Genomic DNA, 17,349 nt, shown 5'->3' on the forward strand with positions numbered 1-17,349 from the left:
CACTTAAGGCCAGCTCACTTTGCTGGGATCAAACGCTGGATTGCCACAGGAGAAGCTGGGTTTGCTCTGCCAGGCATACCAGGTTCGACTCCGTCCGGTGTAATACCGGCCGGAACTGACAATGCGTTGTCCTATTTGCTCACCGTTCTCATCAAAGGTGTATTCGTACACACGCCAAGGTTGATAACATTTATACCGCCGCTTGCCAGTCGAGGGTTTACTGTAATCCCGCTCTACACCGCCATTGGCGGACTTAATTCTTGTGCGCAGCAGGAAGTCATACAGGGAGCCTCTGTTCACACCATCGGCATCGTAGTGATTCATCCACACATAATATTCACGGCGAGTACTGCTCACGGTGTCCCAGGTACCACTGCCAGAATCGTAGTTGTGCGGCCAGCGGTTATAAGTTTCGCAATCGCCGTAAGACACCGGTTCCTGGTCAAATCGGCGTAACCAGATGGGTCGGTGATAGAGCACGGTTTCACGCTGGGCTCGGTTCTCGATGTATTCGCATTCGGTGTAGGCCAAATCGTATTCGGTATCACGAGTGGCGACCAAACGATCCTGTAGATAAATAAAGTTGGTAGAGGCATCGCCGGGCCTTTCCTCATACAGCAACCGCCCGTCCATGCCATGAATGGTGTAGCGTTCTAGCTCGCCATCAACACTCACCCGAACTTTGATGTCGTTGGGGTCGTATTCATAACGATAGACTTGCCCATCCGGTTCGCTGAATTCGGCCAGGAATTTGTCGTCGGTATAGACATAATCCGACTGACCAAAAGTTGTGACGCGACCATCCGGGGTATAACCCAGCAGATGAGGTTGCCCATCGATGATCACGCTCGATAGTCGGTTGGTCTGGGCGTCGTACTGATAGGTGATGTCGCTTGTGCCCGAAGTGCGTCTCAGCAAGTCGCCAGTTGGACCATAGCCGAATGTTTCAACTACCGGTCCCTGCGCAGACTGACTGCGTACACGCCGCAATTGGTATAACTGGTCGTACTCGAAGAAGCGCGAGGCAGAATTGTTGTAGAGATCTTCAATGCCCGATAAATAACCCGATGCAGAATAGTGATACTGCTTACGCCACAGCGAACCCAGGCGAACTTCGGAAAGCAGACCGGTGGCACTGTCTTGCAAGTAATCCACGCGCTGACCATTGGCAAAGGTTAACGTCTGCAATGAACCATCCGGGAAATATTGAATGTTGTCGGCATATGGGCCGACCTGTGTGGGGCGTCCTAATTCATTCGACAGGTAACCAACGACTTCACCATCTGGGTAGGTGATAGATGCCAGGAAACCTTTGGAGTCGTAGTGATAACGGAAATCCCAATCCAGGTACCCCTTAGACTCTATCTCATCACCCAGGTTGGGTATCGCTACGCCTCCAGAATCACCTTTCACTGGGCCTGAACGGGGATCGATCTGTGATCGGCCAAGATGTCGTTCATATAGAGGGTAGGTGTTCACGACTGAGGGCGGGTCAATATTGGTGTCATGCACCAAGTATTCCTGGACCAGATTGCCATCGAGGTCGTATTGGGTGTACCAGGTGAAGGCATTCTTTTCCCGGGTTTCGGTTCGGTTTATAGGATCGTAGCTGTAGGTGACGTTAGCATTTTCGTCTTCGTATTCTTTCAACGTCAGTCGACCCAGACCATCATAGTGAAACTCAACAGCTGTGTCTGAGTTTCGCTGCTCTCGGATAACCTGACCATTGGCGTCGTATTCGTAGGCAACCAACCCGGTTTCCGGAGTAAATACGGACGTCAGGTCTCCGGTACTTTCATCATAATTGTAGTAGTGAACCTCCCCCCCTATTTCCACACGATCTAACCAGCCGTTATCTAAATAGGTCAGGGTCAAAACGGTCTCTTCCGACTCTACAGAATTCCCGGGCGGGTGAACTCGCTGCACTAGCTTCTCGGTACCAAATTCGCCAAAGGGACGGTAACGCTCTATTGTTTCAACCCCATCGCCATTGACCATGTGGGTAGCAAAAGGCTGGTCATAGTGGAACTCCACCGGCTGCCCGTCTACCGGCAGCAGTCGAGTTCTACGACCAATCGGATCTTGCTCAAAGCGGGTGTATTGATTGGCTTCTGGCTGTGTGCCAGCTGTCACGGCTAAGGATTCGGCCTTTAACGAACCATCATCGTAATATTCCAGATACTTGATGTAGTGGTAAGCCTCGCCAGTAGCTGAACCAACCCCTTCCACCTCCACTTGATAGGGTAAACCCATACCGTTATAACGAGTGGTTTTAAGCAAAGCTCCATTTTCTTCTACTAGTACGGCACCACCATCATTGGGGAAGGTGTAGTGATAACGAATAGGCTCACGTCCCGGTTCGGCCGGCTGGTATTCCAGTAATTTCCCAAGCTGATCAAATGTGGAATGTATAGTGCGGTTACCGTAAAGGGTTTCACTGTCGATAAAGCCATTATCTAGTGTACGGGTAAGACTGTATCCCTCAGGCCCCAGTTCCTGACGAGCTACACCGTAAGAAAAGTCGGAATAATGATATGTATTACCAGCAGCATCTGATTGACTGACCATCTCACCGTGGTCGTTGTAACGGTAGGTTTCTACACGCCCATTACTATCCACTTCCAGTAAATTGCCAACCCGATCATATTGATATTGAGTTTGATAGGGCATACCAACTAATTGAGTAGTAGCAACCCGGTCGAGTCGAAAAATATCAAAGTCGTAGTTCTTCTCAGTGCGAACCGTAATGCTTGGATGAAGGGTACCGCCACTGCGGTCAGGATAACGATACTGAATGGTTTGCGGAAAGTTATAGCCATCAAAATCCGAACTTCGGGTTTCTACAGTTCCTACCCAAGTGAGTTGTCCAGATTCTGTCGAATCAGACCAGCGCTCGGTTATCTTCCGAGTTTGCCTCGGCCATATATGATATGCGCCCATCAGTGGGTCACCACTTGGCACTTCTCTACTGGGTTCATACTCATATCGTGTTCTTTGGTAATAACCAGTACGATTCGATGGGCGGACTGATTCACTTACTACCGTACCATTCCGCCAATACTCATCCTTCTTGCTATCCAGATAATACTCATACTCACGAACGTGATTTTCATGCGTAGCTATAACTGAAAAACGTTTATCGCTACGATCATATTCATAATCGTATTCGACAGAATACTGACCATGAAATGGAATAGAGTAGCTCTTCTTAACCAGTCTATTTTGTAACCCTAAGGGACTAATCACAAACTGATCAAACTCGTAGTCAGCACAAGTCCCTAGCGGGCTACATACTACAAGGTGATTGTTGCTACCCCTAACAGTCCACGAAGAATTTTCACTGTATGTAACACGGTATCCATTATTAATTTCTTCAATTTTAACAACAGGCTCTGATTGTCCTGAGACCTGAATTTTATCGCGGCTAATAAAAATACTTTGGAATCGGGTTTCAATAGCAATACCCAAACTGCCGTCTGAATCTATGCGTGCATAATTATCATTCGGGTCTTTAATGATTTTTGGCAGAATACCAAATATACCACCTGAAGCCTTGTCATAATAATACCGATGGCCATCGGGTGCCGACACCTGGATCGAGTACAGGTCATCATCGGGTTCGCAGCTCATCATCCAGTTATTTATCGAAATTATTGTTTCTTCTTCGTGGCTACTACCTTTCTGATCAAAAACTATTGATTCTCCATTCGGTGATGTGAAAGTCGCTCTATAATTTTTATTATTTTTTATTCGCAGACACAAATCCGAACCGTCATTACCTTCACTACTTGAAACCGAATAGTCCTTAGTATGCATCAATCCGCTAGCATCCTGCCCCGGGTGAGTAACGCGTAATTGGCCAAGGCTATAATCAGTCATGAAATATGGAGCACTAATATCTGGGATTCCGCTAATAGGTATACCCCCCGACGTCCGCAAGGGTGTTGTCTTTAGCATCCTGTTTAGCGGAAAGTAACTATCTTGTCCCAACAAAACTTGATAGTCCGCCTGAACAATACTTATTTGTCCAGTAAAGTGATCAACAATATCAATCCCATAGCCAACCGATAAATTTCTTCCTATGGCTAACTCACTTGCTTCAGACCAATCGGCATACACCGATAATGGGGAGAATAAAATCACTATAGAGAGGATTCTTGCTAGATAGTGCATGTGAATAATTCCTTTTAATGATTTAAAATTTTCAGTCTTCCTAAAAATAGTCATATAAGATCTAAAAAAATTTGAGACGATACTATAAATGGATGAATAGTGGTCCCTAAGCCGACAAATCAGTAACAGCATGAGTACGCAAAAAATTGGCAACCAACTTAAGGAACCAGCAGAGCGATCATTACCAGAATTTTCCATCGGGCCTCGCTCCTGAACACTGGCATTTAGCCGCGCCTCCATGACCTTTACCGAACTATCCTCTGTGGTAACGGAGAAATGGAAGACGGCGTTGTATTCACTCAGACTAACAAGCTCAGCATTAACAACTTGCACAACCAATTCACATGACATATTCGGCTCGACTACAACTGAATCACAATTGTTGGAAACCAAATGGAACCCACTGGTTAGAGCAGAAAAATCGAACGACGCCAGCAATACACTTTCAGCGCTGGTATTGGTAAATCGCCATGTCTTGGACATGACAGAGTCATCATTAAACAGGACAAACCGAAGTACAGCCGGGAAATCATACTGGCCCGTCAATAATACCTTGCCCGTTGATATCCAAGTGCGCAGGGAATAAACATCCGTATATACTGAGGGAAATGCACCGCACTCGTCTGCGGCCCCATAGCTCACAATACCAAGCAATATGTTCTTGCCTGGATCGTAAAGCGGACCGCCACTATCACCCCGACAGACGTCCTCACCAAAACCACCGCCACTGATATCGGGGTTTCCAGCACACAACATATTGCCCGTATTGTACTGACCCGACACATAAGCGCTCAGGCAATCCTGATCGCTACGAGCAGTAATATCCACAAACAACAGCTCAGCACTCGGTTTGACTGTCTGAGCATCGCTGTCTGAGGGGCAGCGAGATATTTAGAACGGCATACGCGCGATAATAACGGGTTGATGCGGGTTATGCCGTGCTGAGCTGGGTCCATTCTTGAAACTGAGTTTCAAATTTAGAATGGGTCACTCGAAAATATCTGGCTGCTTCTCCTGGATGTACTGCTGCTGCATACGCTTCACAATGCGATAGATACCATTCTCCGTTAGACCATATTCCTTCGCCAACGCCCGATGATTGGTGCCCCTAAATTTGGCGTATATATCACGGTCACGCTGTGCGATCTTATGTTGCGAGTCTTTAGGAAAGGAGAATGTCGATCCACCCCAGTGATCAGCCAGGTGGTTTATAACTGACACCGCCACCTGATCTGCCACGCCTGATTCGATACCACTGTCGACCAATACTGATTTTATATGCGCCTGGATGTCTTCATAAAGTTCATGACGCTTACTCACCATTGCTGATACTACCTGGCTCATAGTCCCTCCGCGTGGTTCAGCAGTTCCAGCACACGCTTTAGCGCGCGTCTGTCGCGGTGCCAGTTGGACTTCAAGTCAAAGCGCTGAGCCAATTGGTCTCGGTTGATCCCTTCCTTAACCAACTGTTCATCGACGGCTGCAAGCAGCGTGCGCTTTTCTTTCTCAACGTGTAGAGCGGCGATAACAGCTTTCAGTGTACCCGGCTCACGTAGCCAGGCAACGCGTTCGACGCCGCTTTGTCGTTTGGCGATGGCGTCAGCGTACCCCCAGCTTAACGACATATTGGCGAGCAGCGCCTCAATCTTTTGTAGCATGGGTTCGATGGCCAAGTTATGCGGAGTGCCTGGATAGTTTGCTACGCAACGGCGCGGCCGCTGTTTCCAGCCAAGCTGGCGCAGGTGGTTAATGACTCGGCGACGGCCAGCGTCGTCTAAGTCTTTGGCCGAGGTGACATTGACCACTTCACTCAGCAGCGCGCGGTAGTCGTCGTCGCTCAGGCCGAGGTCGCGTTTGGCCGCATGGATGGCTGCCAGTTCGCGAATGCGTTTGTCTTTTGTACTTGGCATGTCAGCCTCTCAATCGACGTAGTCAAACTGGATTCGGTTGACTGTGTGGTCCGGCCGGATACGACCGTGACGACAAAAGAACTCGATAAAATCTGCCGGCGTCCACTGCGGGAAACCTTCCAAGATCACGTCTTCTTGGGTGACAGCCTCAAGCGGCTCGGGCCATGTGGACTCGATCACGATCAGCCCGAGCCGAGTGATTCGCTCGCCACGCTTTAGGCCCATGGCTTGCACTACGCCCATTACCTGCTCACCAGGCTTGAGGAACCACCAACCCAGGCGACGAGTCACCCGTTTAGAGCGATTGCGAAACTGCTCGGTGGTCAAGGCAAAGCTCATGTTTCTAGGCATGGATTACTCCCGGACTTGGCTGTCTGGCACGTGACTGGCGTTCATCGACCACCTCCTTGATGCCCGTACTGACGCGCCATTCCCGGTAGCAGGCCTTGCACCAGTGAGCGAGCCCACCTGGTGCGCTCGGTTGGGAATAGAAAAATTCCGTGTCCGCCGGCCAGAAGTCGTCGCATCGGTTGCAGTACATTTCCATCCCGATGGCCGTCATCTGGTAGCGCCCAGCTTTCAAGCGGCGGGCCATCAAACGGGGACCTGGTATAGGACACCAGGCGCCGCTCAGTACCGTCACCCTGGCGCTGTCGAATCGTTCGTCCATAAGCCCCGCCTTTTAAACCGCTGCCAAATCCAACGGCACCGGCAGATACTCATCGGTGTCACGCACGCGACGATAAACGCGCACATAAACGGCGGTGCCGGTGGCCTGGATGGAATCCTTTAAAGCCACCATGGCGCGTTGCCATTCATCGTCGTCGATTTCCAATCGCAACAGGTCAAGAATGGCTGTGGTTTTTAACTGGCCCTGGCCGTTGGTTTTGAATGCCCGATTCACCAGCGCGCGGATGTTGTCGTTCGACCCTTCGCTCCAGCGATCAATGCAGCGGTTAATTAATTCTTTGGCCGCTTCCAGTTCTTCGCTGAACGCTAACCGCTCGGCCACCGTGCGGGTGACTTTGAATTCACCGTCGAAGGTGACCAGGCTGACGTTGCCTTTTTCACCGCCTAACACCACGTCGTAACGCTCGGCCGATACCGCAATTAGGTCGCGAATATCGTGCAGCGCCCGCGCCTTGAACTCGGTCAAATGGGCGTGCAATCGGCAGGCGTCTTCGGCCAAAGATCGAACCGTTTGGTCGCGTAATTTATCCTGTTCGCGTACCTGATTTTCGGGCACCAAATGGCCCAGGGCATTGCGCATATAGCCCGATGGAATGGTCTGCTCGTTCATCATGAACCTCGTTAAATGATGTGGGCGGCTTAGCGCCGCCCTTTGTTGGGAAAGTGTGCCGAGCGGCTTTGCTTGTGGAATCGATGACTGTGCAGCGGTTCCACAATCACGCCGTTACGACGTGGAAAATCCGACACCGATTGTTCCAGCTTCGCCTGTTCGGCCTCGCTCAATCGTTGCGCCACCGCCTGCTGCTCGGGCAGCAAGTCTTCCGGTTCCAGCGCCAAGGCTTCATAACGCGCCGGGTCGGCCAGGTACTGCTCCAGGCGAATGCCATGGCGCGCCAGGCGCAGCGCAACGAAGCGGTCGGCGTAGTGGTTCAAATCGGCATCGCTGAGCATCGGAACCTCCGTTACACCGCCGCGATCACTTCGTCGGTCAGGCGCGGAATACCCAGGGCCGCGGCCTCGTTCAGCGCTGCCGTCAGCACGTTATGAATCGCCAACGGATAGAGCACGCTGTAGTGGCCGCCGCCGGTCAGCTTGGTGCGCAGCGCCTCAATGGCGGTGGCGTCCATCACCTCGGCCAAGTCTTTGCCGGCCAGGCTGAAGCGGTGCCGCAGGTAACCTTCCAGCTCGTTATCCAAGGGCCGTAGCGTGATCAGCTCGCAACGCTGCACCACCTCGCGCACGCTCGGGTTGCGTTCGTCCAGCTTCTGCGCCAGTTCGGTCTGGCCGATCAGCACTACGCCGAGCAACTTCTGGAAGCCGTCTTCCAGTTCCAAAAAGCGCTTCAAATGCTTGAGCGTCGGCACCGACAAACCATGCGCTTCCTCAATGATCAGCAAGTGGCGATTGCCCGCCCGGTGGCTTTCACGCAAAGCGTTATGCACCTGGCGACTGCGCGCCTCGGGGCTGCGTTTGGGGTGGGTGGCGGGCGCCACGGCGGTCAGAATCGCCTCGGCAATGTGTGAGGCGCGCAGCGTCTTGCCCTTCATGTCGTTGTCTTCCATGCCCAACACATAAGGCTCGACCACCACCACGGCGTGGCCCTGATCGGCAATCCAATTGAGCAGGTCGCGGCGCAACGTACTCTTGCCCGCACCGGACTCACCGACTACGGCCATAAAGCCACCGTGCAGCGCGGTGTGTCGCAACGCCTCGCGCACGTAGCGCGTTTCCGGCGTCAGGTACACCTGCTGGGCGCTGTGCACCTCATCGAAGGGATTCACCGCCAAACCAAAAGCCTGGCGTGCGGTTGGCGAAAACTGCTGTTTACGTAGTAACATCTCCCTGTCCTCCACTGGACGTTTGGGTTGTTTGGCCTCTTTTGAGACCAGCGAGTCGAACGCGGTGCGCACGGTGGCCGCCGGCGCGCCGCACTCTGTTAAAAACGTTTCAATGCGTTGTTGTAAGTCATAACGGGGCAGGCTTTTTGGCCAGGCGCCCTGGTTCACCAGCAGGCTCACCGAACTGCGGCTCACCCCCAAAGCCCCCGCCAAATCGGTCAGACTTTTACCCTGTGCGGTGAGCACCGCTTTCAGCTTCAGCACGGTTCACCCCCCACCAACCTGAGCGCGGGTTTCGGGTTCAGCAGTTGCTGCTGCACCCGGTCGAGGTCGTCCTCAGCAACGCCATCGGGGTATTGGCTTTGCAGCCACTGGAAGTGCTCCGGCCGCCAGGCATCGCCCAGCCGGCCGCGCAGCACCTTGGCCGCCTGCACATGGCTCAGTGGCGGGCTGACAACCATCGGCGGTTGCAAGTCGTGCGTCTGGCCCCTGCGTGGTAAATAGCTGGGCAAGTCGGCCTCATGCATCGGCTTGTACGGATCGAACCGGCCCTGCAACGGCAGCGCCTTTTGCTTGCGCGCCGCCTCGGCCTCGGCCGGTGTGGCCGTGCCGGTCATCAACTGCTCGATGTGCTGCTTGGCTTTTTGCGCCTGGGTATCCGCCGGTCGTTGGTAGGCCTCGCCGAACACCGGCGCACTGGCATCAAAGCCGAAGGCGTCTTTATTCACGCGGGGGATTAGATGAATGGTTTCGTGGCCGTCGTCGCCCACCAACACCACCTGGGCGGCGTCTTCTCGCCAAGGGTTGCGCGTCACCGCCAGCTTCTGGCCCACCAACACACCCGGCACCTCGGCCACGCTGTAGCTCGCCCCGTTAAAGCTGATCTTTAAGCCCGCCGTCACCTTGCGCGGCACCGGCTCAGCCACCGCCAACTCACGGCACACCTCAACCGGCGGCGCCTTAATCAGTTGATCTTCGCGAATGGTCAGCCAAGCCGCCGTGCGGTTGCGGCCATGGCGTCGGTGCACGCGGGTCGCGTTGAACACCGCCCGCCAAGTCGCCGCCAGCTGGTTCAGCTCGTCCAAATCGGCGACCGGTCGAAAGCGCAGCCCCGCCTCGAACTGCCGCTCGATGATGTTGCGCGCGTTCTCCACCTGACCGGTGGCGCGGGCATTGCCCGGCGCGTGGGCGATGGCCTCAATGCCCAGGCTGCGGCACAGGTTGCGCGCCATGGCGCTGGTGTTGGCGCTGCCCGGGTCCATGTACAACAGGCGCGGCACCCCGTGCAGCACGTCGCCCCGGCCTTGGCGTTCAGCCATGGCGTTGATCAGCACGCTGGTCAGGTTGGCGCCGCTTTCCGCGCCCATCACGTACTCGACATAAATCCAACCGGTGGCGTGGTCGGTAATTTCATAACTCCACACCCGATCAGCCATCACCCGGTGCAGATTGCGCGGCTTGTTCTTATAGAACTCCGACCGGTCCATGATGTGCAGACCGTTCGCCGTGGCCGCCTTGGGCTTGAGGTAATAGAGCACACACAGCGACGCATCGATCTGCCACACATGGTTGGGGTGCCGGCTGCGCACACTGGTGTGCGGGTCCGGCTGGCTCAGTTGCTCCGGATGTAACCCATAGGACCGCAACCCCCGGCCAATGGCGCTCAGGCTCAGCGGCCGCACCTCACCGCTCTGGGCGTCTACCGCCTCGGCCTGCACCATGCCGTTGGCGCGCAACGCCTCCACCGCGCTTTCCAGGCTGTAGAGCCGCTTATTGTTGCCCCGACGCGACTCCATCATCACCCCGCTGATCAGCCGCGCCTCGTCCAGCGTGAGCGCCGTCTTGCCCGAATCGCAGCGCTGTTTGCGCGCCGCCTTCAAGGTGGTGAGCTGCTTCAACTTGCGGTGCAAGGTGGCCAGGCTGATGCCCAGTTGCTCGCAGGCCTCGCGGTACAACGCCTGCTTTTCACCGTGGCCCACCTGCCGCGCCTGCTGCGCCACCTGCACCAAAAATTCCGTCATCACTGCCGACATACGTTGTTCTCCCTAACCGGCCCAGGCTCAGTGTTCCGCGTCGCCTTTCATGGCGTCGACGCTCGCTTCAGCGGCTTCCAGTGCACCGGGTTCTAGCCAGTCGAAGTCACCTTCGGTGGCGTCCAGCGTCAGGTTCATTGGCAGGTCGTATTTGTGGCGCAGGGCGTCCAGCTCGCGCTCGAAATGCTGCACCAGGCTGGCCATATAGAGGCGCTGGTCAGTGCCACCGCTGGCGGTGTGTTCGGCCAGAGTTTGTAGAGCGGTATCGAGGCGGGTTTTAAACAGGCTTTCGATCTCAACAGCCAAGCCGCTGATCTCGATTTTCAGTTGCCGCTCCGCTTCATCGGGCGTGGCCTCGCGCAGCCGGCGTTGTGCCTTAGCGGTCTCCTGGCGGGCTTCATCGAGTGCCTGCGACTTCTGTTTCAGCAACTCGCGTTGCGCGTCGTAATCGGCGCGGATGTCGTCGCGCTCGGTGGTTAACTTGGCATTGCGCGCGACCAGTTCCTCAGCCAGGTCGAGAAACGCATCGCGGTCGCCTTCTTTGGCCACCTCGATCAGCGCGTCTTTTTGATCGTCTGGCAGCTTGCGGAATTGCCGCAACTCCCGGTAACCGGCACCAATCCGACCCAGGTCTTCGAGCGCTTCCTCACCAAAACTTTTCAGGTTCAGAATGTCTTCATCCGCTTTCTGCCGGGTGGTGCCAATGGCCAGGCAAAAACCTTCCCAAGTGCCGACGTCGGCAATTTCTTCGCCATGACGATCCAGCCCTGTTTTACCCGCCAGCGCTTTATACATGCGGGTTTCCTTAATGTGCGCCAGCTTCGTCAAACCGACGACCGTCGTCAGTTTTGCAATCGCGCCGGTCATCTGAATTTGACCGATCAACTGGTTCAGGGTGTCGCGTTCGTCGGTGTTGGCACTGGCCAAAACAGCGGCGGTGTTTTGCAATTCAGTGAGCGCCTCGGCGTTGATGCCAGCGTCCTTGTGGGCGGTCTTACTCATACAACAGTCTCCTTACGAATGGCTGCCAGCGCTGACACGCTGGCTCAGTTCATCAATGCGGCTTTGTGCCAGGGACAGTTCGTTGGCGTGGTGCTGGGCGATCTGCAACATTGCCACGCTCAGGGCATAACGGCCGCTGTCCAACTGGACGGCCAAGCCCTCAGCAATCAGGGTATTTAGGCAACGGTTGATGGTGGCCGGGCTTTCGCCCAGGGCGCGGGCGAGTTCGCCGTTCGACAAGCCGCTCAGGCTGTGGCCCTTAAGCGCCTTCAACGTGCGCAGCACCTTCAAACCGCTGCCGCTGACTCGGGTGGCGTCGGTCATGCCGAAGCCCTCGCACGTTGGGCTTCGATTTCCTCGCGGGTACGACGCAGCACCACCTGATTGGGCCAAATGGTGTTCACTGACTTGCCCAGAATCTGGCTGATCCGGTTCTGAATGCGCCGGCTGCGACTGTGCCCGCTGATCACCTTATTCACGGTTGACGCCGCCACCCCGAACTCGTCCGCCAAGGCGGCCTGGGTCATCCCTTCCATTCGAAGCGCGGCCTTAATTTCCTCCGGGTGCATGCCCTGCTATCCTCACTGGGTTAGTTGCTATCAATAGCGCTCTACATAACGCGCTAACGTGAATCGATATTGGTACGGATAACCGTACCTGTCAAGAACTTAGGTATGGATTTTCGTATGTCGACAATAGGTGAACGCCTAAAACTAGAGCGCGAGCGGCTGGGCTTGACCTTGGTTGCGTTCGCTGACGCAGCGGGGGCGAAAAAGAACACCGTCATCGACTGGCAAAAAGACTTGTCCAGTCCTCCGGCTACCCGGCTGGCAGCGCTGGCAAAGGTTGGCGTGGATGTTCGCTATGTCGTAACGGGAGATGAAACAGACCTCAAAGTCGCTTTAGAACGGCAAGAGTTTATGGCGCGCGACCTAGCCTCAGGCGACGCCGTCAACCGCGAAGCTATCGCAGCACTCAGGGCGTCCGTGTTAGCGGATGAGGAAAGGCTTGATGCCAGGCTGACGCCTCGCCAAGCGGCCTTGCTGGATGACTATGAGCAGTTGAGTGAGGAAGATAAAGCGGTGGTGGACCGGATGGTCAAGGCGTTGGCTGGGAAGGTGGTGGCCGAGTCGAAGTGAGTGGCCAGTCCAAACTAAAAATAAGTCTTCAAAACAAACAAGGACATTTAGAGGGGGATGAATGGATATTAAAGAGACTGTAGTGCAAGGCCTTATAAAGGATGCTGGCTCAACTATTGTGACCGAAAATTTTAGGGAAGACCCCACACCTCTTAACGACTATATGATTTCATTGGGTGAAGAGCTTCTTAAAGTGTATGGCAAAGCCACTAATAACTATGGTGCATTTGACGCCGATCACAACACCCATCGCTTTCCAGCCAATCTTGAACAGTACGTGTCCGGCGCAGTAGACGTTGTGGGTTTTTCAAAGTCCACTTGCCGACTAATTGCTGCAAAACTGAACTCTACTCCACCTGCCACAGGCGGTTATGTCTGCTTTCTTCGCTATGAAAATCAAGGCAGGGATTGGCTTATTATTGCGATGGTTAAAGTAAGGATAATGATTGGTATTGATGAGGCAGAGGTTGAGCTAAACCAGAGAAAGGCATTTGATACCAGCCATTTGCATGAAGCAGCTCGTATTGATATTGAGAAGTGGCGAAACCAAGAAGAGCCTTACCTATCGTTTATTAAACGAAGCGGCCGCCAGGATGATGTTACCCAATATTTCAGGCTGGCATTGGGATGCACCGAGTATACAGATGCCGCCCACAATACAAGGCAAGCGATGAACGCTGTTGATGCATATAGCAAAGCCAATAACTGGACACCAGAAAGACATAGAGAGACCAGAAAGAAAGTCTTTGACTTCTTCGAAGAGAAGAAAAAATCAGGTGAACCAGTCAACTTAACTGCTTTATCTGGGATGGTTGATGATCAGGAACCGGAAGCATTCGCTGAGTTTGTAAGGGGTGATGATGATATCCAAGTAAATGAGACCTTCTCGCCACACCCGAAAACGTATAGAGAGCTAAAACGGATTACTGAGAAGTTTGGAAATATTAGTGTTGCGTTCGATGTCCAAGATGTTGTTAATGGCGATGTTGATTATGATGAAGACTCAGGGAAGCTACTGATAAGTCATCCGTCGGATAAACTGATTGAGAAAATAAATAAGGCAAAAGGTAATGACCTTACCGACTGATCCACTTGAACTTTCGATATTCCTTAGTGAAAAGTTGGAAAACTTTACAGCTAATGATGATCGAACTGCTGTGGGGCTATTACCTGATGATCTCGATATTGATGATGTACTTGGTGCGCTTGACGCAACAGATATTCGTGGCCCCGGATGCGATGCAGCTGACGGCCGGGTAGTATTCAACTTTCCGACCACTTACTTTTCCACCATGGAGGAATTTTTACGAAACCCTCGGCGGCGAGTTGAGGTACCCCGAAATTTCTATGTGGCAGAGTATGAAACGCTTTATCCGAGGGATAGGGCAAACCTACCAGATACACTATCGGCCTATATTGAGACCGTTTCGCTTTTTGATGCTCTTGCAAAGATCGCTGACGATAAACGGAAGCTGGGGGATGATATCAGCCTCATATTTCTTGACCGACATAAACTAGTGTTAACGCCAGAGTACGGAGCCGATGACTTAGTTGAACTAACGCGTTTGGGGCATTTTACGGCAGAGTTTGTCGAGAGTGACATCCACAAAAGCCAGAAAGCAACAATCATTAGGACCGCGCTTTTTGAATTATTCATGAATGAAAAGAAGTTACCGATAAAAAGGTTGTTGAGTCGGTTTTCTGATTTTCTGGAACATGTCGAATCTAGCTATCAGCTTTATGTATCTGAATTTTCTTTTCAAAAGGTGAAAGCAGAAGTCGAGCGAGAAAAGCTGGAATTTACCACCCGGCTTAATAAGATATTTTCAGATATTCAGAATCAGCTTCTCGCCATTCCTGTTGCACTTGTTTTGGTAGGCGGGCAGATGAAACCAATAGGAGATCTGGCCCTCGCAAATATCGTCGTTTGGTTGGGGGCTCTCGTTTTTACCTTTTTAATGATTTTTTTGATTAACAACCAGCGGAATACGTTGGATGCAATTAATAGCGAGATAAATGAGCAATGGGAGCTTATTAATACTAAACACCAAGTCATCGCCAGCCAATTCCAAGATGCTTATACACAGTTAGAAACTCGATATAAGCACCAACAGGGTCTGCTTTGTACAATAACCTGCCTAGTGATTGTGGCATTCTTGTGCGCTACAGGCTTATTGGTCTGGTATTCGAATCCGGCGTCTATTAGCTGAATTATTTTTGCATCCACAAAATGACCCCCACCCGCCGCCCCGGCAATCTACCCCCACCATCCATCATGGCCGGGGGTTTTCGTGTCCCAACGCATCCAGCTTTCCAACAATTTCTACCTGGACGAATTTACGCGCAGCCAAGTGGCCGCGCGCGCCGGCATCACCATCATTGTGGCGGTCGACAGCGTTGAATTCGAACGCCTAAAACGCCTGTGTCAGCTCGTGCTGCAACCCGTTCGCGATGCGTTAGGGCCGGTGCACATCAACAGCGGTTATCGGCCGCCGGTGGTCAACCGAATGACCGGCGGTGCCAACAGCTCCCAACATTGCCTGGCCTGCGCCGCCGATTTTGATGTCACCGGTCATTCGCCGTTGGCCGTCAGCCAGTTTATTGAACGCGAAGCCTTGCCGGTCGATCAGTGCATCCACGAGTTCGGCGAATGGACGCACGCCAGCGTGACCGATCGTCCCGGCAAATTGCCGCGCCAGCAATTCCTAACCGCCTACTACCGCAACGACCAAACCCAATACACCACCGGCATCCACACCCTGGAGGCGCTGGTATGAAGTGGTCCGATATCGCCCACGCCATCGGCAAAGCAGCCCCCATCGTCGGCGGCCTGTTAGGCGGCAAAGCCGGCGACGCGGTCGGCAGCCTGGTGGCCAGCGCCTTGGGCGTGGAAGCCAAGCCCGAAGCCGTGGCCGAGCAGCTTAAACTCGACCCCGACGCGCTGCTCAAAATCCGCGAGATGGAGCTGGCCAACCAAACCGAACTCACCCGCCTGAACCTTGAAGCCGAAACCACCCGGTTAGCGGAAGTGAACCAGACCATGCGCATTGAAGCCGCCTCGAACGACGCCTACGTGCGCCGCTGGCGGCCCACCTACGGCTATGTGGTCGCCGTCACCTGGGGCGTGCAAAGCCTGGCCATTCTGGTCGCGGTCATCGCCGCCGCCTTTGTGCATCCCGAACAGGCTGGCGTCATTCTAGGCGCGCTCAGCACCTTAATGGGCGCCATGGTCACCATGTGGGGCATCGCCCTGTCGGTGCTGGGCATCAACGTCGCCAAGCGCTCGCAAGACAAACAAGTGGCCGCTGGCCAAACGCCGGGGCAGGGATTACTCGGCGCGCTCAGCCAACGGCTGGCGGTAACAGGAGGCTGAGTTGAGCCAAGCAACCTTCACCTATGAAACCTGGCGCATCGGTTACGACCTGGTCGTGGTCGCCGTTGTCGTCGGCAACTTTGTCTACACCTGGATCGCCAACCGCACCAAAGCCAACACCAGCGCCATTGAAGGGGTGAACCAAAGCCTCACCGCCGTGGTGCGCCGGGTCGATCGGCTGGAGCAAAGCATCAAAATTGCACCCACCCACAAAGACCTCGAACAACTCTACCGCCGCATGGATGAGATGAACGGCGAACTGAAACAGGTGCACGGCGAGATCAGCGGCAGCACCACCACGCTGAACCTGATTCACGATTACCTGTTGCGGGGGAACCGATGAACTACCAAGACTTTGAAACCCAAGGCCGCCGCCTGGTGATCTTGCGCATCCTGGCGCGGAGCAACGATTACACCACCAACGAGTTCCGGCTCAAGGACGAGCTGGGCACTCAGTATGGCCACAAGGTCAGCAGCGACCGGCTGCACAACGACCTGGCCTGGTTAGACGAACAAGGCCTGCTGATTGCCCAACACACCCGCGCCTGCTGGATCGCCACCCTCACCAGCCGAGGCGACGACGTGGCCGCTGGCCGGGCCACCGTGCCCGGTGTCGCCCGCCCCAAACCGGGGGCTTAACCATGCCGCAACGCTCCAAAGTGTACGACCTGCCAACGGACGTGCGCGACGCCCTGAACGAACGCTTAGTGGGCTCTGGCTTCTCCAACTACGAAGGCCTGTCCGGCTGGTTAGCGGGGCAGGGGTTCACCCTGTCGCGCTCATCCATTCAGCGCTATGGCGCCGACCTGCAAGCCGACTTCGAAGCCGCCATGAGCGACGTGCGCCGCACCACGGAACTGGCCAAAGCGCTCACCGCGACGATGGACGACAGCGAAGGCAACCTGCTCGACGCCAGCGTTGGCATCGTGCAGGAACAGTTGCTGCGCATCCTCATCGCCTTGCGCCAAACCGAGGACGACCCCGCCAAAGCCGCCAAGCAGATGGGCAACATCTCCCGCGCCCTGGCCGATATCGGCCGGGTATCGCTGAGCCAGAAAAAGCACGCGCGGGAGATCCGCGAAGAAGCGCTGCTGGAAGCGGCCAACCGAGTGGAAGCCGCCGCCCAGGGCCGAGGCATGACGAAAGACGAAGCCACCTATTGGCGTCAGCAAGTCTTAATGGGCATGTAAC

19 protein-coding genes are annotated in these 17,349 nt (G+C 54.3%); 8 read left to right on the forward strand and 11 right to left on the reverse strand.

Annotation, left to right across the window (positions count from 1 at the left end; genetic code table 11):
• Positions 1-3: 3 nt before the first annotated feature.
• From ACXAE6_RS03920 to ACXAE6_RS03970, 11 genes are all read right to left on the reverse strand, one after another.
• A complete protein-coding gene (locus tag ACXAE6_RS03920) occupies positions 4-5,064 on the reverse strand; it encodes a trypsin-like serine protease (protein WP_475151702.1) in 5,061 nt (1,686 codons plus the stop codon).
• Positions 5,065-5,160: 96 nt separating this feature from the next.
• A complete protein-coding gene (locus ACXAE6_RS03925) occupies positions 5,161-5,517 on the reverse strand; it encodes a Mor transcription activator family protein (RefSeq protein ID WP_475144798.1) in 357 nt (118 codons plus the stop codon).
• Positions 5,514-6,083: a gp16 family protein gene (locus ACXAE6_RS03930; RefSeq protein WP_475144801.1), complete on the reverse strand. Its 570-nt coding sequence runs from the start codon at positions 6,081-6,083 to the stop codon at positions 5,514-5,516. Before ACXAE6_RS03930 ends, ACXAE6_RS03925 begins: the two co-directional genes overlap by 4 nt.
• A 9-nt stretch (positions 6,084-6,092) precedes the next feature.
• Positions 6,093-6,434 (reverse strand): ASCH domain-containing protein, encoded by a 342-nt coding sequence (locus ACXAE6_RS03935; RefSeq protein ID WP_475144803.1) that lies wholly within the window; start codon positions 6,432-6,434, stop codon positions 6,093-6,095.
• 331 nt (positions 6,435-6,765) lie between these two features.
• Complete coding sequence (locus ACXAE6_RS03940) at positions 6,766-7,383, reverse strand: DUF3164 family protein (RefSeq protein WP_475144805.1); 618 nt, start codon at positions 7,381-7,383, stop codon at positions 6,766-6,768.
• 29 nt (positions 7,384-7,412) lie between these two features.
• A complete protein-coding gene (locus ACXAE6_RS03945; protein ID WP_475144807.1) occupies positions 7,413-7,724 on the reverse strand; it encodes a hypothetical protein in 312 nt (103 codons plus the stop codon).
• 11 nt (positions 7,725-7,735) lie between these two features.
• Positions 7,736-8,875 (reverse strand): AAA family ATPase, encoded by a 1,140-nt coding sequence (locus ACXAE6_RS03950; protein WP_475144809.1) that lies wholly within the window; start codon positions 8,873-8,875, stop codon positions 7,736-7,738.
• On the reverse strand, positions 8,869-10,644 hold the full coding sequence (locus ACXAE6_RS03955; protein WP_475144810.1) for a hypothetical protein: 1,776 nt from the start codon (positions 10,642-10,644) through the stop codon (positions 8,869-8,871). The genes ACXAE6_RS03950 and ACXAE6_RS03955 overlap by 7 nt, the downstream gene beginning before the upstream one ends.
• A gap of 27 nt (positions 10,645-10,671) precedes the next feature.
• Complete coding sequence (locus tag ACXAE6_RS03960) at positions 10,672-11,646, reverse strand: hypothetical protein (RefSeq protein WP_475144811.1); 975 nt, start codon at positions 11,644-11,646, stop codon at positions 10,672-10,674.
• Positions 11,647-11,658: 12 nt separating this feature from the next.
• Entirely contained in the window at positions 11,659-11,970 is a 312-nt protein-coding gene (locus tag ACXAE6_RS03965; RefSeq protein WP_475144814.1) for a helix-turn-helix domain-containing protein, read from the reverse strand.
• Positions 11,967-12,215: a helix-turn-helix domain-containing protein gene (locus ACXAE6_RS03970; RefSeq protein WP_475144817.1), complete on the reverse strand. Its 249-nt coding sequence runs from the start codon at positions 12,213-12,215 to the stop codon at positions 11,967-11,969. Before ACXAE6_RS03970 ends, ACXAE6_RS03965 begins: the two co-directional genes overlap by 4 nt.
• Before the next feature lie 105 nt (positions 12,216-12,320).
• Between ACXAE6_RS03970 and ACXAE6_RS03975 the strand changes: the two genes are divergently transcribed.
• The 8 genes from ACXAE6_RS03975 to ACXAE6_RS04010 all read left to right on the forward strand — a co-directional run bounded on the left by ACXAE6_RS03975 (position 12,321) and on the right by ACXAE6_RS04010 (position 17,348).
• Positions 12,321-12,785: a helix-turn-helix domain-containing protein gene (locus ACXAE6_RS03975; RefSeq protein ID WP_475144818.1), complete on the forward strand. Its 465-nt coding sequence runs from the start codon at positions 12,321-12,323 to the stop codon at positions 12,783-12,785.
• Positions 12,786-12,846: 61 nt separating this feature from the next.
• A complete protein-coding gene (locus tag ACXAE6_RS03980; RefSeq protein ID WP_475144821.1) occupies positions 12,847-13,872 on the forward strand; it encodes a nucleoid-associated protein in 1,026 nt (341 codons plus the stop codon).
• Positions 13,856-14,995 carry a hypothetical protein gene (locus ACXAE6_RS03985; protein ID WP_475144823.1) on the forward strand — a complete coding sequence of 380 codons (1,140 nt, stop codon included), beginning with the start codon at positions 13,856-13,858 and terminating at the stop codon, positions 14,993-14,995. Before ACXAE6_RS03980 ends, ACXAE6_RS03985 begins: the two co-directional genes overlap by 17 nt.
• An 81-nt stretch (positions 14,996-15,076) precedes the next feature.
• A complete protein-coding gene (locus tag ACXAE6_RS03990; protein WP_475144825.1) occupies positions 15,077-15,562 on the forward strand; it encodes a D-Ala-D-Ala carboxypeptidase family metallohydrolase in 486 nt (161 codons plus the stop codon).
• Positions 15,559-16,158, forward strand: coding sequence for a 3TM-type holin (locus tag ACXAE6_RS03995; RefSeq protein ID WP_475144827.1), 600 nt, complete (start codon positions 15,559-15,561; stop codon positions 16,156-16,158). The genes ACXAE6_RS03990 and ACXAE6_RS03995 overlap by 4 nt, the downstream gene beginning before the upstream one ends.
• 1 nt (position 16,159) lies before the next feature.
• Entirely contained in the window at positions 16,160-16,501 is a 342-nt protein-coding gene (locus tag ACXAE6_RS04000; RefSeq protein ID WP_475144830.1) for a DUF2730 family protein, read from the forward strand.
• Positions 16,498-16,797, forward strand: coding sequence for a VpaChn25_0724 family phage protein (locus ACXAE6_RS04005; protein WP_475144833.1), 300 nt, complete (start codon positions 16,498-16,500; stop codon positions 16,795-16,797). The genes ACXAE6_RS04000 and ACXAE6_RS04005 overlap by 4 nt, the downstream gene beginning before the upstream one ends.
• A 2-nt stretch (positions 16,798-16,799) precedes the next feature.
• On the forward strand, positions 16,800-17,348 hold the full coding sequence (locus ACXAE6_RS04010; protein WP_475144837.1) for a DUF3486 family protein: 549 nt from the start codon (positions 16,800-16,802) through the stop codon (positions 17,346-17,348).
• Position 17,349: the final 1 nt, after the last annotated feature.

This window comes from Saccharospirillum sp. ABV4_185, assembly GCF_056159245.1.

Bases quoted from the DNA above. Each gene is read 5' to 3' on its own strand.
- ACXAE6_RS03945 (WP_475144807.1), bottom strand. From the start codon at position 7,724: ATGCTCAGCGATGCCGATTTGAACCACTACGCCGACCGCTTCGTTGCG.
- ACXAE6_RS03980 (WP_475144821.1), top strand. From the start codon at position 12,847: ATGGATATTAAAGAGACTGTAGTGCAAGGCCTTATAAAGGATGCTGGC.
- ACXAE6_RS03940 (WP_475144805.1), bottom strand. From the start codon at position 7,383: ATGAACGAGCAGACCATTCCATCGGGCTATATGCGCAATGCCCTGGGC.
- ACXAE6_RS04010 (WP_475144837.1), top strand. From the start codon at position 16,800: ATGCCGCAACGCTCCAAAGTGTACGACCTGCCAACGGACGTGCGCGAC.
- ACXAE6_RS03955 (WP_475144810.1), bottom strand. From the start codon at position 10,644: ATGTCGGCAGTGATGACGGAATTTTTGGTGCAGGTGGCGCAGCAGGCG.
- ACXAE6_RS03930 (WP_475144801.1), bottom strand. From the start codon at position 6,083: ATGCCAAGTACAAAAGACAAACGCATTCGCGAACTGGCAGCCATCCAT.
- ACXAE6_RS04005 (WP_475144833.1), top strand. From the start codon at position 16,498: ATGAACTACCAAGACTTTGAAACCCAAGGCCGCCGCCTGGTGATCTTG.
- ACXAE6_RS03960 (WP_475144811.1), bottom strand. From the start codon at position 11,646: ATGAGTAAGACCGCCCACAAGGACGCTGGCATCAACGCCGAGGCGCTC.
- ACXAE6_RS03985 (WP_475144823.1), top strand. From the start codon at position 13,856: ATGACCTTACCGACTGATCCACTTGAACTTTCGATATTCCTTAGTGAA.
- ACXAE6_RS03965 (WP_475144814.1), bottom strand. From the start codon at position 11,970: ATGACCGACGCCACCCGAGTCAGCGGCAGCGGTTTGAAGGTGCTGCGC.
- ACXAE6_RS03995 (WP_475144827.1), top strand. From the start codon at position 15,559: ATGAAGTGGTCCGATATCGCCCACGCCATCGGCAAAGCAGCCCCCATC.
- ACXAE6_RS03925 (WP_475144798.1), bottom strand. From the start codon at position 5,517: ATGAGCCAGGTAGTATCAGCAATGGTGAGTAAGCGTCATGAACTTTAT.
- ACXAE6_RS03970 (WP_475144817.1), bottom strand. From the start codon at position 12,215: ATGCACCCGGAGGAAATTAAGGCCGCGCTTCGAATGGAAGGGATGACC.
- ACXAE6_RS03975 (WP_475144818.1), top strand. From the start codon at position 12,321: ATGGATTTTCGTATGTCGACAATAGGTGAACGCCTAAAACTAGAGCGC.
- ACXAE6_RS03935 (WP_475144803.1), bottom strand. From the start codon at position 6,434: ATGCCTAGAAACATGAGCTTTGCCTTGACCACCGAGCAGTTTCGCAAT.